16 protein-coding genes are annotated in these 14,653 nt (G+C 65.6%); 7 read left to right on the plus strand and 9 right to left on the minus strand.

Going from position 1 to position 14,653, the window contains the following annotated elements; translation table 11 throughout:
• Positions 1-479: alpha/beta hydrolase (locus tag ACLHHB_RS00895; protein ID WP_410216394.1), on the plus strand; the 479-nt coding region annotated here is incomplete at its 5' end.
• Here the strand turns inward: ACLHHB_RS00895 and ACLHHB_RS00900 are convergent.
• Positions 461-1,297, minus strand: coding sequence for an aldo/keto reductase (locus ACLHHB_RS00900; protein WP_410216395.1), 837 nt, complete (start codon positions 1,295-1,297; stop codon positions 461-463). The genes ACLHHB_RS00895 and ACLHHB_RS00900 overlap by 19 nt on opposite strands.
• 235 nt (positions 1,298-1,532) lie before the next feature.
• Here ACLHHB_RS00900 and ACLHHB_RS00905 point away from each other — a divergent pair, with 235 nt between their 5' ends.
• From ACLHHB_RS00905 to bluB, 3 genes are all read left to right on the plus strand, one after another.
• Entirely contained in the window at positions 1,533-1,865 is a 333-nt protein-coding gene (locus ACLHHB_RS00905) for a hypothetical protein (RefSeq protein ID WP_410216396.1), read from the plus strand.
• Positions 1,866-2,051: 186 nt separating this feature from the next.
• Positions 2,052-3,320 (plus strand): lytic murein transglycosylase, encoded by a 1,269-nt coding sequence (locus ACLHHB_RS00910; RefSeq protein ID WP_410216397.1) that lies wholly within the window; start codon positions 2,052-2,054, stop codon positions 3,318-3,320.
• On the plus strand, positions 3,317-4,030 hold the full coding sequence (gene bluB / locus ACLHHB_RS00915; protein WP_410216398.1) for a 5,6-dimethylbenzimidazole synthase: 714 nt from the start codon (positions 3,317-3,319) through the stop codon (positions 4,028-4,030). The genes ACLHHB_RS00910 and bluB overlap by 4 nt, the downstream gene beginning before the upstream one ends.
• Before the next feature lie 63 nt (positions 4,031-4,093).
• On the opposite strand, the gene ACLHHB_RS00920 is transcribed toward bluB, so the two are convergent.
• The 6 genes from ACLHHB_RS00920 to rsfS form a co-directional block, all read right to left on the minus strand.
• Positions 4,094-4,579, minus strand: coding sequence for an RNA pyrophosphohydrolase (locus ACLHHB_RS00920; RefSeq protein ID WP_410216399.1), 486 nt, complete (start codon positions 4,577-4,579; stop codon positions 4,094-4,096).
• 4 nt (positions 4,580-4,583) lie between these two features.
• On the minus strand, positions 4,584-5,996 hold the full coding sequence (locus tag ACLHHB_RS00925) for a S41 family peptidase (protein WP_410216400.1): 1,413 nt from the start codon (positions 5,994-5,996) through the stop codon (positions 4,584-4,586).
• Positions 5,997-6,012: 16 nt separating this feature from the next.
• Positions 6,013-7,200: a murein hydrolase activator EnvC family protein gene (locus tag ACLHHB_RS00930; RefSeq protein ID WP_410216401.1), complete on the minus strand. Its 1,188-nt coding sequence runs from the start codon at positions 7,198-7,200 to the stop codon at positions 6,013-6,015.
• Entirely contained in the window at positions 7,197-8,711 is a 1,515-nt protein-coding gene (gpmI, locus tag ACLHHB_RS00935; RefSeq protein ID WP_410216402.1) for a 2,3-bisphosphoglycerate-independent phosphoglycerate mutase, read from the minus strand. The genes ACLHHB_RS00930 and gpmI overlap by 4 nt, the downstream gene beginning before the upstream one ends.
• A gap of 166 nt (positions 8,712-8,877) precedes the next feature.
• Complete coding sequence (gene rlmH, locus ACLHHB_RS00940) at positions 8,878-9,345, minus strand: 23S rRNA (pseudouridine(1915)-N(3))-methyltransferase RlmH (RefSeq protein WP_410216403.1); 468 nt, start codon at positions 9,343-9,345, stop codon at positions 8,878-8,880.
• Positions 9,346-9,357: 12 nt separating this feature from the next.
• Positions 9,358-9,780: a ribosome silencing factor gene (gene rsfS / locus ACLHHB_RS00945; protein WP_410216425.1), complete on the minus strand. Its 423-nt coding sequence runs from the start codon at positions 9,778-9,780 to the stop codon at positions 9,358-9,360.
• A gap of 324 nt (positions 9,781-10,104) precedes the next feature.
• On the opposite strand from rsfS, the gene leuC reads away from it, so the two are divergent.
• Genes leuC through ACLHHB_RS00960 form a run of 3 tightly spaced genes read left to right on the plus strand, consistent with a single transcriptional unit; the run spans position 10,105 to position 13,157 of the window.
• Positions 10,105-11,538: a 3-isopropylmalate dehydratase large subunit gene (gene leuC, locus ACLHHB_RS00950; protein ID WP_410216404.1), complete on the plus strand. Its 1,434-nt coding sequence runs from the start codon at positions 10,105-10,107 to the stop codon at positions 11,536-11,538.
• A 9-nt stretch (positions 11,539-11,547) separates the two neighbouring features.
• Positions 11,548-12,153, plus strand: coding sequence for a 3-isopropylmalate dehydratase small subunit (gene leuD, locus ACLHHB_RS00955; protein ID WP_410216405.1), 606 nt, complete (start codon positions 11,548-11,550; stop codon positions 12,151-12,153).
• The gene (locus ACLHHB_RS00960; RefSeq protein WP_410216406.1) at positions 12,144-13,157 is read left to right on the plus strand and encodes an endonuclease/exonuclease/phosphatase family protein; all 1,014 of its coding nucleotides are present in this window, start codon (positions 12,144-12,146) and stop codon (positions 13,155-13,157) included. Before leuD ends, ACLHHB_RS00960 begins: the two co-directional genes overlap by 10 nt.
• A gap of 70 nt (positions 13,158-13,227) precedes the next feature.
• Here ACLHHB_RS00960 and ACLHHB_RS00965 read toward each other — a convergent pair whose 3' ends face one another.
• Both ACLHHB_RS00965 and flhB read right to left on the minus strand, forming a co-directional pair.
• Complete coding sequence (locus ACLHHB_RS00965; protein WP_410216407.1) at positions 13,228-13,599, minus strand: hypothetical protein; 372 nt, start codon at positions 13,597-13,599, stop codon at positions 13,228-13,230.
• Positions 13,593-14,651 carry a flagellar type III secretion system protein FlhB gene (gene flhB, locus ACLHHB_RS00970; protein WP_410216408.1) on the minus strand — a complete coding sequence of 353 codons (1,059 nt, stop codon included), beginning with the start codon at positions 14,649-14,651 and terminating at the stop codon, positions 13,593-13,595. The genes ACLHHB_RS00965 and flhB overlap by 7 nt, the downstream gene beginning before the upstream one ends.
• Between the last annotated feature and the right edge of the window lie 2 nt (positions 14,652-14,653).

A 14,653-nucleotide genomic window follows, 5' to 3' on the forward strand; every position in this document is an offset into this window, starting at 1 on the left:
CCGAGGTTGCGCAGGCGGTGACGGAGGCCGCCGCCCTGACAGATGGGCCGATCGCCTTGTGCGGGCATTCGGCTGGGGGCCATTTGGCCGCTCGCATGATCTGTCTGGGCGTCCTGTCCGAGGAGGTGGCCCAGCGCGTTACGGCCTGCGTGCCGATATCGCCACTGACCGACCTGCGGCCGTTGATGCGGACAATGATGAACAAGACGCTGCGCCTCGATGCGGCCGAGGCTGTTGCGGAAAGTCCCGCACTGCAGTCCCCGCGCCCGGGCATTCCCGTGACGACCTGGGTCGGCGGGATGGAGCGGCCGGAATTTCTCCGCCAGGCGCGGTTGCTGTCCGATATCTGGGCAGGGCTCGGGGCCGCGACGGAATGCGTCGTCGATCCCGGCCTGCACCATTTCAACGTGATCGAAGGGCTGTCACGTCCGGACAGCCCCCTGATGCGGCGACTGCTGGATTACAGCGGCTTGCGATAGTCGAAGGTTTCGGGATCCGGGCCGGTACGGTGGTCGCGCCCCAGCCCGTCCAGTGCTGCCATATCCTGATCGGTCAGCTCGAAATCCAGAACATCGAAGTTCTGCTGCAGACGGTCGGGGTTTTCGGATTTCGGGATCACCGACAACCCATGCTGAATATGCCAGCGCAGGATCACCTGAGCGGGGGTCCGGTCCAGTCTTTCGGCCACCTGGACCACCTGCGGCGCATCAAAACTGTCGCCACGGCCCAGCGGCGTCCAGCTTTGCGTGATGATTCCCAAGCGTTTGTCGACAGCCCGCATGTCCACCTGCGGAAGGGACGGATGCAGCTCGATCTGGTTCAGGGCCGGCGTCACGCCCGTTTCGTCGATCAGCCGCGTCAGATGCGCTTCGTGAAAGTTCGCGACACCGATTGAGCGCACGCGCCCTTCGTCGCGCAGGCGGATCAAGGCCTTCCACGTGTCCACATAAGCGTCCAGTGCCGGCAGGGGCCAGTGGATCAGGTAAAGATCCAGATAATCCAGGCCGCACCGCTCCATCGTCGCATCAAAGGCCCTCAGCGCGCTGTCAAAGCCCTGCGCATCGTTCCAAAGCTTTGACGTCACGAAAATTTCGTCGCGCGGCAGTCCAGCGGCGCGGATCCCTTCTCCCATGCCACGCTCGTTCTTGTAAGCGGCGGCTCCGTCGATCAGGCGATAGCCGATGCGCAGCGCCTGCTCCACGACATCGGGTGTCTTCGCATCGTCGATCTGCCAGATCCCGGTGCCCAGCTGAGGCATCCGGCGGCCGTCGTTCAAGGTCATCATCGGTTGGGTCATCGCAGCATCCTTTCGATTGCCCGCCCCAACGCGACAAGCGCGACAGGGTTCACGCATGGCCGGCAACGGCAGAACATGGCCCTGCCCCGCTTTGGACCGGCAGCCTCGTTTTCCAATCGCGGACCCGGCACATCATCAGCGCGAACAGGGCGGTAAAGGGCTTGCAGCGGGCAAACGGACATGCTGTGCCCTTCAAAGGTGAAACAGCCAAAGGCTCACGCCGAAGGAGAAACGGATGAAGGTCTATACCTTGGTCGTGGAGCTGGGCCGTCGGTCGGGCGATGGCCTGCCCAAGGGCTCGACCGGTGCAGGACTGGTCTGCTATGCGGCGGGACAGGATGAGGGCGAGGCCGTCCGGGAGACCGTGGCCATCCTCAAGCAGGCGGACATGGCGCCCCTTGACGTGACCGGATACGGCACGCTGGAGGAACGGCTGGCCGAGGGTCACGAGGTCGATGACGAGGAACGGGGACTGATGGAGCGTGCGCTGACCGAAAATTCGGTCATCATCGCCCAGATGACGCCATGGTTCGGTGACGAACCCGACCGCGACGCGCCCTTCCACTGAGCCCTGTCCTGCATATGCGACAGATCGGCGCGTCTGCATGGGTGGGCGCGCAACGATACGCTGCCTGCAGTCACGCAGGCGCTGCAACTGGTGCGCGAAGGATGCGCCGCGGCCTACCCAAGAGTATCTTCATGGGCTAGAGTGGCTCCAATCATAAACACGAGCAGTCACGAACAGGCGATCCCCATGAGTTTTTCCCGCATCTTCCTGTCCACCGCCATGATCGGTGCGCTGGCATCCTGCGCCACGCCCATGTCGCGGATGCCTTCTTCGATTGGCTCTCCTGCCTCGCCGCAGTCCTCGGTCACTCCCTCGCCCATCCCGCAGGCCTCTCCGGGCGATGAAGCGGGGCTGCAGCGCTTCGTGCAGAACTTCCGTGCCCGCGCATTGTCCTCGGGGGTGTCAGCCTCGACCTATGATCGTGCAATGGCCTTTGCGCGCTACAACCCCGAGGTGATCCGTTTGGATCGCCGCCAAGCCGAATTCTCGCGTCCCGTGTGGCTTTATCTGGACAGTGCCGTATCCGACAGCCGCATTGAAACCGGGCGTCAGAAGATGGCGCAGCTTGGCCCCATCTTGTCGCGGGTCGAGGCGCAATACGGTGTCCCGCGCGAGATCGTGCTGGCCGTCTGGGGGATGGAGTCGAACTTCGGCGCAAACCGCGGCAAGATGCAGATCATCCCGTCGCTGGCGACGCTGGCCTATGATGGCCGCCGGGGCGAAATGTTCCAGAATCAGCTGATCGCCGCGCTGCGCATCCTGCAGGCAGGCGACACGGACCCGCAGCACATGCTGGGCAGTTGGGCCGGCGCGATGGGCCATACTCAGTTCATGCCGACCTCCTATCTGGAATATGCCGTCGATTTCACGGGCGACGGGCGTCGCGACATCTGGGCGGACGATCCGACGGATTCACTGGCCTCGACCGCGAACTACCTGCGTCGGAACGGCTGGACCCCGGGCCAGGCCTGGGGGGCCGAGGTTCAGCTGCCCGCGAACTTCAACATGGGCTTGGTCGGCAAGGGCACGCGCCGCGCCGACTGGTCCGGACTGGGCGTGCGCCGCATCGGCGGCGGCGCGCTGCCTTCGGGCAACGGGTCGATCATCATGCCTGCCGGCGCGCGTGGCCCGGCCTTCCTGATCCTGGACAACTTCCGCTCGATCCTGCGCTACAACAACTCGGACAACTATGCGTTGGGCGTGGCCTTCCTGGGCGAGCGTCTGGCCGGCCGGCCCGGCATCCAGGGCAACTGGCCCCGCAACGACCGTGCCCTGTCCACCAGCGAGCGAGAGGAAATCCAGCGCCGTCTGGCGCAGCGCGGCTTCTATCAGGGCGAGATCGACGGCCTCTTCGGGTCGGCCACGATGGAGTCGGTGTCGGCCTTCCAGCGCTCGATCGGGGTGACGCCGGATGGGTATCCGACCTCGATCCTGCTGGACCAGCTGCGCCGTTGAGCGACGGGTCCGATGGCCTCGCCCCGGCGGGGCCGTTTCCTGACGCCGATCGGGAGGCCGTTTACCGGGCGATCCGCCAGCGCCGCGACGTCCGCGGCCAGTTCAGACCAGACCCGATTGATCCGGCCCTGCTGCGCCGCCTGCTGCAGGCCGCGCATGACGCGCCTTCGGTCGGGCTGTCGCAGCCTTGGAACTTCATCCTGATCCGAAATCCGGCAACCCGCAGGCGCCTGCACGACGCCTTCCAGCGCGCGAATGACGAGGCGGCCGCGCTTTTCCCGGACCGGAAGGCCCTTTATTCCTCGCTCAAGCTTCAAGGTATCCTCGAGGCGCCGCTGAACCTTTGCATCACCTGCGATCGGACACGGGGCGGAGCCCATGTGCTGGGACGTACCCATGATGCGGCGACCGATCTTTATTCCACAGCCTGTGCGGTGCAGAACCTGTGGCTGGCCGCGCGCGCCGAGGGCATCGGCGTCGGCTGGGTCAGCATCTTCCGTCAGGATGATCTGGGCGCTGCCTTGAACCTGCCCTCGCATGTCGTTCCGGTCGCCTACCTCTGCCTGGGACATGTCACCGAGCTTTACCAGGAGCCTGAGCTGCAGGTGCGGGGCTGGGCCGATCGCCTGCCCCTGGAACAGATGATCTTCAACGAGGCCTGGGGTCAAAATGCCCCCCTGGACCCCGGCGATCATGTGCAGGACAGATGAAGCTCTTCCGTCCCGCTTGTTTCATGTCCTTGCCATTGCGCGGGTGCGGCACCCGCTGCAGGGTCAGGCCAGGCGATCGCGAAACGCGCCCAGCACCTCCGCATAAACGTGGCGCTTGAACGGCACGATGTTGTCCAGCAGCGCGTCGGCCTGCATCCACTGCCAGCGATCGAATTCCGGATGTTCGGTCTCGATCCGGATATCACTGTCCTGACCCAGAAAGCGCAGCAGCAGCCATTTCTGCCGCTGCCCCCCGAAACGCCCCTGCCAGACCTTGCCCAGCAGATCGGGCGGCAGGTCGTAATAAACCCAGTCGGGCGTTTCATCCACGACTTCGACCAGATCGGGAGAGACCCCCGTTTCCTCGACCAACTCGCGCAGGGCGGCCTCGCGCGGGGTTTCGTTCCCGTCGATACCGCCCTGCGGCATCTGCCAGGACCCGGGCATGTCGATGCGGCTGCCCGCAAAAACCAGCCCGTCCGCGTTCATCAGGACCACACCCGCGCAGGGACGATAGGGCAGGCCACCCGGCCCGGTCCGCTCTTCCATGCCCCTAACCCTGATCGCCGGCATCGGCGCCGCCCGACCCTTCGCCGGTCACGGCAGGCGTTTCGGAAGCGGGCACCTGCTCGGCGCGGAAATTGACGGCGGCCAGACCCTTCAGGATGTCGACCGCATAGGCCAGCTGGTAATCCTCGTCCCGCAGGGCGGCGGTCGCCTCGACCTCGGCGGCCTCGGTTTGCATCTGCTCGCGCTCTTCGTCGCTGACATCATTGCCCAGCGCGCCGCGCAGGTCGGCCTCGGACCGGCTGAAGCTGCTGCTGGAGCGGGCCTCGTCCTCTTCTTCGGCCGGAGCGGGACGGGGCTGAGCCACGAGGATGTCGGGCTGGATGCCAAGGGCCTGGATCGACCGCCCCGACGGCGTGAAATAACGGGCCGTCGTCAGCCGGATGGCGCTGTCCGACGTCACGGGCATCACTGTCTGGACGCTGCCCTTGCCGAAGGACTTCTCGCCAACGACGATGGCGCGGCGGTGATCCTGCAGGGCGCCTGTCACGATCTCGGATGCACTGGCCGAGCCACCGTTGATCAGCACGACCATCGGCTTGCCCTGCGCCAGATCACCGGCCTCGGCATTCCAGCGTTCGCTTTCCTCGGGATTGCGGCCGCGGGTGCTGACGATCTCGCCGGCATCGAGGAACGCGTCCGAAACGCTGATGGCCTGGTTCAGCAGCCCGCCCGGGTTGTTGCGCAGGTCGAGCACAAAGCCCGTCACGCGTTCGATCCCGCCGGCCTCTGCGACCGCCTTGTCCAGCTCGGCCCGCAGCGTGTCAAAGGTTTCGTCGTTGAAGGTCGAAACGCGCAGGACGACGGCATGCCCCTCGACCCGGCTGCGCACGACGGTCAGCTTGATCGTGTCGCGGGCCATGGTCAGGTCGAAGGGCTCGGTCTCGCCTTCGCGCAGGATGGTGATGGTGATCTCGGACCCGACCGGCCCGCGCATCATCTCGACCGCCTGGTCCAGCGTCAGCCCCAGCAGCGCCTCGCCATTCACATGGGTGATGAAGTCACCCGACTGCACGCCCGCCTCGGCGGCCGGCGTGCCGTCGATGGGCGAGACGACCTTGACCATTCCCTCTTCCTGGCTGACCTCGATCCCCAGACCGCCAAAGCTGCCGCGGGTCTGGGTCTGCATGTCCGAATAAGCGTCCGAGGACAGAAAGCTGGAATGCGGGTCCAGCGAGGTGAGCATCCCGTTGATGGCGGCCTCGATCAGGGCCTTGTCGTCGGGCGCCTCGACGTAATCGCTGCGGATCCGCTCGAACACGTTTCCGAACAGTTCAAGCTGCTGGTAAATCGATGCATTACGCCCCGTCTCTTGTGCGACCAGGGGGCCGGCGACTTGTGTGGTCACCAGCGCGCCTGCCAGAATGCCCCCCAGTCCTGCGATCAGATAATGTCTCATGACGGCCTTTCCTGCCTCAGTCCTGTTGCGGCTCGACGAACGGATTCAGCACGAACCAGTCTGCCGGGTCCAGCGTTTCATTGCCCTGGCGCAATTCCAGATACAGCGTTTCGCTGCGGCCGGCCTGCCCGCCACGTGCGGCATCGGCGACGAATTGCGATCCGAATTCCTGTGCGGGGGCCTCGGCGCCTCCCATCAGGCCCAGAGGATCCCCTGCCTTCAGCACATCACCCACTTCGCCGAAGACCTGTGAAAGACCCGCAAGGATCATAAGATAGCCACGCGCGGGCTCGATGATCATCACATTGCCGTAATCCAGGAATGGTCCGCGATAGCGGATTGTCGCAGGCCATGGCGTCTGCACAAGGGCTGCAGGTGCTGTCGCAAGCACCCAGCCCGGGCGCTGCACACCCGCCGCGTCGGGCTCGTCATACGGGCGCAGGACGGTCCCGATGACGGGCAAGGGCAGGCTGCCCCGCGCGCCTTCGAAATCTTCCATCGGAGCACCGACATCCTTTTCCATGCGGGCAATGCCGGTGGCGAAATCCTCGAGGCTCTGGGCGGCATTGCGCAGCGCCTGCAACTCCTCGGGGTCTTCGTCATAGCGCAAGGGCATCGAACTGCGGTCCGTGACGGCGCTGGCCAGCAGCCGGCGCGCCTCCTGCACCGACGCCAGGCCCGAGCCCAGCATCCCGGCCGCGTTCGACTGAAGTTCGCGCACGGTGGCGATCTCGTCCAGATCGGCCTGCAGCGCTTCTGCCTCGGCCCTCAGGCCGGGCGTCACCGCTGACAGGATCATGCCCGAACGTGCATTGGCCAGTGCCCCCGCCGGATGCAGCAGCATCGTCGACTCCGGGCTCTGCTGCATCGCGGTCATCGCGCCCAGAACGCGTGACAACTGGCCGCGCTGCGCCTCGAAGCGGGCGCGCAGTTCGGTTTCCCGTGCACTGGCCTGACGCAAGCCGTCGCGGAGGGCGGCCAGCCCCATCTCGTATCCGCGGATCACCTCGGTCAGGGCCACGACCTGATCGTCGGCGCTGACCGCGGCAGCCAGTTGACCCATGGCCGCGCGCAGCAGCGCGGCAGCCTCCTCGGCATCCGCCACGGCCTGATTGGCCGGGCTGGGCGAATCCTGAGCCGCGGCCGGAGCACCGGACAGGACCGCGCAGGCCCCAAGGGCCAGAACAAGGGTGCGCCAGTTCATCGGATGATCAGACTGGTGCCGGTCATTTCCGACGGCTGATCCAGGCCCATCAGGTCCAGAACCGTCGGCGCCAGATCCGCCAGGCGCCCGTCGCGCAGATGGGTGCCACAGGGACCGTTGTACACGATCACAGGAACCGGGTTCAGCGTATGGGCCGTGTGCGGGCCGCCCGTGACCGGATCGATCATCTGTTCGCAATTCCCGTGATCGGCGCAGATGACGGCAGCGCCGCCCGCCCGATCCAACGCCTCCAGCATGCGACCCAGCCCGCGGTCCACGGCCTCGCAGGCGCGAGCGGCGGCGGACAGGCTGCCGGTATGGCCCACCATGTCGGGATTGGCATAGTTCACGACGATCAGGTCGTAACCGCGCCCGATCGCGTCGACCAAGGCATCGGTGACCTCGTCGGCGGCCATTTCCGGCGCCAGATCATAGGTCGCGACCTTGGGGCTTTGCGGCATGTGGCGGTCCTCGCCCGGTTCGGGTGTTTCCTTGCCGCCATTCAGGAAAAAGGTCACATGCGGATATTTCTCGGTCTCCGCCAAGCGGAACTGCCGCAGGCCCTTGGCCGCCACCCATGCCCCCAAGGTGTTGACCACCTGCCGCTTGGGAAAGGCGGCTTGCATGAAGGTGTCGTGGCGCGTGCTGTAATCGACCATGCCGAGCATCGCCGCCCAGTTCGGGCGACCGGCGATATCAAAGGAATCAAAAATCGGGTCGCCCAGAGCCGACAGGATCTCCCGTGCGCGGTCGGCGCGGAAATTCAGGCAGAAGAAACCGTCGCCGTCATGGGCACCGGCATAGCCGTCGATGACAAAGGGCCGGATGAACTCGTCCGTCTCGCCCCTCCCATAGGCCGTCGCAATGGCCTTGCGGGCATCGGGAACGCTCTCGCCCTCGCCCAGCACGATCGCGCGCCAAGCGCGCTCGACCCGATCCCACCGGTTATCCCGATCCATCGCGTAATAACGCCCGATGACGGTTCCGATGCGCGCGCCATTCGGCAAGCCGTCCTGCAAGGCCGCAACAAAGGCGGGCGCCGAATCCGGCGCCACGTCCCGCCCGTCCGTGATCGAATGAATGACCACCGGCACGCCTTCCCCGGCCAGCACGCGGGCCGCCGCCTGCACATGGTTCAGGTGGCCATGAACGCCGCCGTCCGAAATCACGCCCATCAGATGGGCGGTCCCACCATTGCCCTTGAGGCGCGCGATGAAGTCGCCCAATGCCTTGTTCAGGCCGAAGCTGCCTTCTTCGATCGCCAGATCGATCTGGCCCAGATCCATCGCCACGACACGGCCCGCTCCGATATTGGTGTGACCAACCTCGGAATTGCCCATCTGGTCCCGAGGCAGCCCCACATCGGGCCCATAGGTGATCAGCGTGGAATGGGGGCAATCCCGCATCAGGCGGTCGAAGTGCGGCGTGGCCGCCTGGTCCGGCGCGCTTTGCTGGGGCCTTTCGGACAAGCCCCAGCCATCGAGAATGCACAGGATCACGGGTTTGGTCATGACGGCCTCGTGGTTTTCCCCTCCATACGCTGACGAAGCCGAAGCGGCAACCGACCGGTGCCTCCATCTCGGAGCTGCAGTGGATGTGGGCAAGTAAACGCGATCGCTGTCGGAACTTGCTACCCCGGTCAGCGTGACAAGGGCGGCAGCCGCCCGCGACTGCCCCTCAGACGCGGTGATACGGAGAGCCCGCCAGAATGGTTGCGGCCCGGTAAAGCTGTTCGGCCAGCATCACGCGGACCAGCAGATGCGGCCAGACCATGCGGCCGAGGCTGATCTGCCAGTCGGCCCGCGCGCGCAGGCCCGGGTCCAGCCCGTCCGCGCCGCCGATCACGAAACAAACATCCCGCGCCTCGTCACGCCAGCGCGCCAGCCTTGCCGCAAACTCCGGCGAGGTCGGCTGCTCGCCGCGTTCGTCCATCATGACAACGGCCGCACCCGCCGGAATGGCCCGGAACAACAGTTCGGCCTCGGCCGCCATCGTGCCGGCACGCCGGTCCTCGACCTCGGACACGGAAACGGCCGGTAGCCCGAGGCTCCGGCCGGTCTTGGCAAAACGGTCAAGGTAATCCGCGACAAGGGCCGCCTCTGGCCCCTTCTTCAGCCGCCCGACGGCGGCGATGTCGATTCGCATGATGGTCCGCGATCAGGGCTGGGGACGGGCAGGCTCTCGCACGCGGCTCAGCGCATCGGCGGGCATCCACATCTTTTCCAGCTGATAGAACTCGCGCACTTCGGGACGGAAAACGTGGACGATCACGTCATCAGTGTCGATCAGCACCCAGTCGCCGGCATCCTTGCCCTCGATCCGCGGTGTGCGTCCGGTCGCCTGCTTGACCCGGTCGGCCAGCTTTTCGGCAATGGCACCCACTTGGCGCGAGCTGCGGCCCGAGGCGATCACCATGTGATCGGCCATGGCGGAACGGCCGCGCAGATCGATGCTGACGACCTCTTCGGCCTTGTCGTCATCAAGCGAAGTCAGAACAAGCGAGAGCAGCTGGTCGCTGGAAAGCGAATCCCTCGCGGCGGTCGTGGCCGGCCCTTGGGCCGACGGGACGTCTTGTGACAGGGTGGTATCCTCCGGTCAGCGCGCCGATATCCCCCGGCGCCGGGGCCCTTCCAACATAGCATCTTTTCGCGTCATCTCAATCTCTGCACGGTTTTTCCTTGGCCAAAGGTACGCGGGCAGACCTTGCATGGCCTTGCCAGAAGCATCGCGCTGGCCTAATCTGGAGGGATGATGCGTTATTTCGATATCCATGACCGCGCGCGCCTGCCGCAGCGCTTCTATGGCGAAACGCTCTGCGTGACCGCGCGGGGCTGATGGCTGGCGGGGATTTTCCCGCCGCGTCTGCCTGCCTGCACCCTGCCTCACAGCCGAAAGACCTCAGCCATGACCATTTCCGCAGCCGCCGCGCCGCGCACGCTTTATGACAAGATCTGGGACGCCCATGTGGTCGACCGCCAGGACGACGGAACCTGCCTTCTGTATATCGACCGTCATCTGGTTCACGAGGTGACCAGCCCGCAGGCCTTCGAAGGTCTGCGCATGACCGGCCGCAAGGTTCGTGCGCCCGAACGCACCATCGCCGTGCCCGATCACAACGTGCCCACCACGCTGGACCGCCAGACCGGCATCGACAATGAGGAGTCCCGCATCCAAGTCGATGCGCTGGACCGCAACGCCCGCGAGTTCGGCGTGCACTATTATCCGGTCAACGACATCCGGCAGGGCATCGTCCATATCGTCGGCCCCGAACAGGGCTGGACCCTGCCCGGCATGACCGTGGTCTGCGGCGACAGCCATACCGCGACGCATGGCGCCTTTGGCGCGCTGGCCCACGGCATCGGCACGTCCGAGGTGGAACACGTTCTGGCCACGCAGACGCTGATCCAGGCCCAGTCGAAGAACATGAAGGTCGAGATCACCGGCCGCCTCGCCCCCGGCGTGACCGCCAAGGACATCGTCCTGCGCATCATCGCCGAAACCGGCACGGCGGGCGGCACCGGTCATGTCATCGAATATTGCGGCGAGGCGATCCGCAACCTGTCGATGGAAGGCCGGATGACCATCTGCAACATGGCCATCGAGGGCGGCGCCCGCGCGGGTCTGATCGCCCCGGACGAGACGACCTTTGCCTATGTCAAAGGCCGCCCCCACGCGCCCAAGGGCGCGCAGTGGGAGGCTGCAGTGGCGTGGTGGAAGACACTGTTCAGCGACGAAGGGGCACATTTCGACAAGGTCCTGACCATCCGGGCCGAGGACATCGCCCCCACCGTCACCTGGGGCACCAGCCCCGAGGATGCGCTGCCCATCACCGCCACCGTGCCCGCGCCCGACAGTTTCGCGGGCGGCAAGGTCGATGCCGCGCGCCGCTCCCTCGACTACATGGGCCTGACTGCCGGCACGCCGCTGACCGACATCGCGATCGACGCCGTCTTCATCGGCAGCTGCACCAATGGCCGCATCGAGGATCTGCGCGCCGCCGCCGACGTGTTGCGCGGCCGCAGGCTGGCCTCCGGTGTGCGCGGCATGGTCGTGCCCGGATCGGGCCTGGTGCGTGCGCAGGCCGAGGAAGAGGGGCTGGATGCGATCTTTCAGGAGGCCGGCTTCGAATGGCGGCTGGCCGGCTGCTCGATGTGTCTGGGCATGAACCCCGACCAGCTGAAGCCGGGCGAGCGTTGCGCGGCGACCAGCAACCGCAACTTCGAGGGGCGGCAGGGCTACAAGGGTCGCACCCACCTGATGAGCCCCGCCATGGCGGCGGCGGCAGGCGTCGCGGGACATCTCGTGGACATCCGAGAATTCGCAGTCGAACCGGCGTAAGGACAGATCATGGACAAGTTCACCACCCTGACCGGAATCGCGGCGCCCATGCCGCTGGTCAATATCGACACCGACATGATCATCCCCAAGCAGTTCCTGAAGACGATCAAGCGCTCGGGCCTTGGCGTCAATCTGTTCGACGAGATGCGCTATGACCGCGATGGGAACGAGATTGCGGATTTCGTCCTGAACAGGCCCGCCTATCGCGACGCGCAGATCCTTGTGGCGGGCGACAATTTCGGCTGCGGCTCGTCGCGCGAACATGCGCCTTGGGCGCTTCTGGATTTCGGCATCCGCTGCGTCATCTCGACCAGCTTTGCCGACATCTTCTTCAACAACTGCTTCAAGAACGGCATCCTGCCTGTCGTTCTGCCGCAGGAGGCGGTCGATGCGCTGATGGAGGATGCCCAGCGCGGCGCCAATGCGCGCATCACGGTCGATCTGGAAAGCCAGACCGTCACCGCCTCGGACGGCACCAGCTTTGCCTTCCCTATCGATCCGTTCCGCAAGCACTGCCTGCTGAACGGCCTCGATGACATCGGGCTGACGATGGAAAAGGCCCCCACCATCGACGCATACGAGACGCAGATGGCCCAAGCACGTCCTTGGATCTGAGGGTTGCCGCGCTGGCCTGCCTGATGGCAGGGCCCGCGCTGTCACAGCCCCTGCGGCTGGCGACTTGGGATCCCGGCCTGTCGCGCGACGGGCCGGGACTTTTGCTGCGCGACATCGTCAAGGGCGACCCGCAGGTCGTGGCCGCGGCACAGGTCATTGCAGAAACCGCGCCCGATGCGATCCTGCTGACCGGTGTCGACTGGGATCTGGAAGGTCGTGCGCTGACAGCCTTTGCCGATCTTCTGGCGGCACAAGGCCATGCAATGCCGCACCGTCATGCGGGTCAGCCGAACCGGGGCCTCCAGACCGGACAGGATCTTGACGGTGACGGTCACGCAGGCCGACCGCGCGATGCGCAGGGCTATGGCGAATTCACCGGCCAGCAGGGTCTGGCCCTGTTGTCGCGCCTGCCGATTGAACAGGTGACCGATTACACTGCCACGCTGTGGCGCGACATACCTCAAAACAGGATGCCTCCCACAGATCATGCCGACGTGCAGCGCCTGTCCAGCGCGGCTCATTGGGACATCGCACTGAGGACATCGGCCGGACCCCTGCACCTGCTGGCCTTTGCCGCGACGCCGCCTGCTTTCGAACCCCGAAACATCGCCCGCAACCATGATGAGATCACCTTCTGGCTGCACCGCCTTCCGGACTCGCCCTTTGCCGTGATCGGAAACCTGAACCTTGACCCGCTGGATGGCGATGGGGACCCGTCAGCCCTCGAGGCCCTGCTGGCGGTGGTGCAGGATCCCGCGCCGCGCGGTTTCTTCCAGCCGCCGCAAACTGGTCCCAATGCCGATCATCTGGGCGATCCGGCGCTGGACACGGCCGAATACAAGGACGCACCCGGCAATCTGCGGCTGGATTACATCCTGCCCGCGCAGGACATGGAGGTCGTCGCCTCGGGCGTTGCGTGGCCCGCTCCTGGTACTCCCCTGGCGGAACGGGTGGCTCTGGCATCCCGTCGCAAGCTGGTCTGGGTCGACCTCCACATGGACTGATCGCACCCGCAGTCCGGCGCGAGGCGCTTGTCTGCAACCTTCTCGGCGATGCTGCCTTTCGCGGGCAAGGTCAGAACCGCTCCTTCCGGCGCCGGAGAGCCTCATCCTGTCCCAGCCCCAGCAGGGCCTCGGCACGTCCGAACTCCCGCGCCGCTTGCTGGCGCGCGATCTCGAACCGGGGTTGAAGCCGCTTCAGTTCCATGTCCGCATGGCGCAGTTCGCGCGCCGCGCGTCCCGCCTGTGCATTGGCCGAACGTGCCTCGGTGATCCCCAGGGGGGCCGTGCTGGCATAGCTTTGAGCCAGCGTGGCTTGAAGCCCCGTGACCGTCTGTCGTGCCGCGGTCATATGCGCGTTGAAGGCGGCAAAGCTTTTCAGCTGCCGTTCGGCTTTCAGCCGCGCGATCCGCTCCAGCTGTGCCAGTTGCTTGACCTTGTCTACCACCCTGCCCTCGCTTTCTGACGCATCTTTTCGGCAAACCGTATGGCGGCAGCCACGGCGGCGAAATGATCGCGCCGGATCTCGTCACCGACCTTGACGGCCCCATGGATCGCGCGCGCGCAGGGCGGGTCAGACCATATCGGAACGCCATTTTCCTTGGCCTTGGCCCGGATTCGGGCCGCAACCTCGTCGGTGCCCTTGGCCACGCAAACCGGCGCGCGGCCCGACCCCCGCTTCCATTGCAGTGCCACCGCGTAATGAGTCGGGTTGACGATCACCACGTCCGCCCCTGCGACATCGGCCAGCATCTGCTTCATGGCGATGTCGACCGCACGCTGGCGCCGGGCAGCCTTCAGATGCGGATCGCCTTCCGATTCCTTGAACTCGTCCTGCATTTCCTTGCGGCTCATGCGGTTCTTGCGGCGGTGGTCGAACCATTTCCACAGGATGTCCGGCAATGTGAAGACTATCGATACAACCAGTCCCAGGATCAGCACCTGCCCCAGAAGGATGCCCAGCGCCTCGATCCATTGCCCACCCGTCATGGCCGAAGACGCGATCCGATCGAACAGCTTGGCAAACAGGAACCAGCCACCCAGGCAGACCAGGATGGCCTTGCCCAGCGAGATGGCATAGGTCACCAAGCCGCTGGCGCCGAACTTCTGGCCGGCATTCTTGATCGGGTTGATCCGGTTCATGTCGGGGGCCAGCTTCTGCGGCGAAAAGATCAGCCCCCGCGTGGCGACCAGGCCCAGCAGGATGGAAGCAACCACCAGCGCCGCAAGGCCGATTGTCGTCGCCGCCGCATAGGCGGCCATGTCCCTCGCCAGTTTCGCGGGGTCATCAGGCCAGGTTTCAGCCCCCAGCGCGCGACTGGCCATTGCCAACCAATGCCGTACCGCAAAGCTGGCGGCCACCGTGAACGCCAGAAAGGCGCCCACATACATCATGGCGCCATTCAGTTCGGCCGAACGCGGGATATCGCCCTTTTCGCGTGCACGTTGCAGCTTCTGCTCGGAGGCCTCGAACTGCTTGTCGTCGCTGTCCTCGCTCATCC

Source organism: Paracoccus sp. (in: a-proteobacteria) (genome assembly GCF_046462195.1).
Lineage (GTDB): Bacteria > Pseudomonadota > Alphaproteobacteria > Rhodobacterales > Rhodobacteraceae > Paracoccus.

Bases quoted from the DNA above. Each gene is read 5' to 3' on its own strand.
- ACLHHB_RS00900 (WP_410216395.1), bottom strand. From the start codon at position 1,297: ATGACCCAACCGATGATGACCTTGAACGACGGCCGCCGGATGCCTCAG.
- ACLHHB_RS00905 (WP_410216396.1), top strand. From the start codon at position 1,533: ATGAAGGTCTATACCTTGGTCGTGGAGCTGGGCCGTCGGTCGGGCGAT.
- ACLHHB_RS00910 (WP_410216397.1), top strand. From the start codon at position 2,052: ATGAGTTTTTCCCGCATCTTCCTGTCCACCGCCATGATCGGTGCGCTG.
- ACLHHB_RS00920 (WP_410216399.1), bottom strand. From the start codon at position 4,579: ATGGAAGAGCGGACCGGGCCGGGTGGCCTGCCCTATCGTCCCTGCGCG.
- ACLHHB_RS00925 (WP_410216400.1), bottom strand. From the start codon at position 5,996: ATGAGACATTATCTGATCGCAGGACTGGGGGGCATTCTGGCAGGCGCG.
- ACLHHB_RS00930 (WP_410216401.1), bottom strand. From the start codon at position 7,200: ATGAACTGGCGCACCCTTGTTCTGGCCCTTGGGGCCTGCGCGGTCCTG.
- gpmI (WP_410216402.1), bottom strand. From the start codon at position 8,711: ATGACCAAACCCGTGATCCTGTGCATTCTCGATGGCTGGGGCTTGTCC.
- rlmH (WP_410216403.1), bottom strand. From the start codon at position 9,345: ATGCGAATCGACATCGCCGCCGTCGGGCGGCTGAAGAAGGGGCCAGAG.
- leuC (WP_410216404.1), top strand. From the start codon at position 10,105: ATGACCATTTCCGCAGCCGCCGCGCCGCGCACGCTTTATGACAAGATC.
- leuD (WP_410216405.1), top strand. From the start codon at position 11,548: ATGGACAAGTTCACCACCCTGACCGGAATCGCGGCGCCCATGCCGCTG.
- flhB (WP_410216408.1), bottom strand. From the start codon at position 14,651: ATGAGCGAGGACAGCGACGACAAGCAGTTCGAGGCCTCCGAGCAGAAG.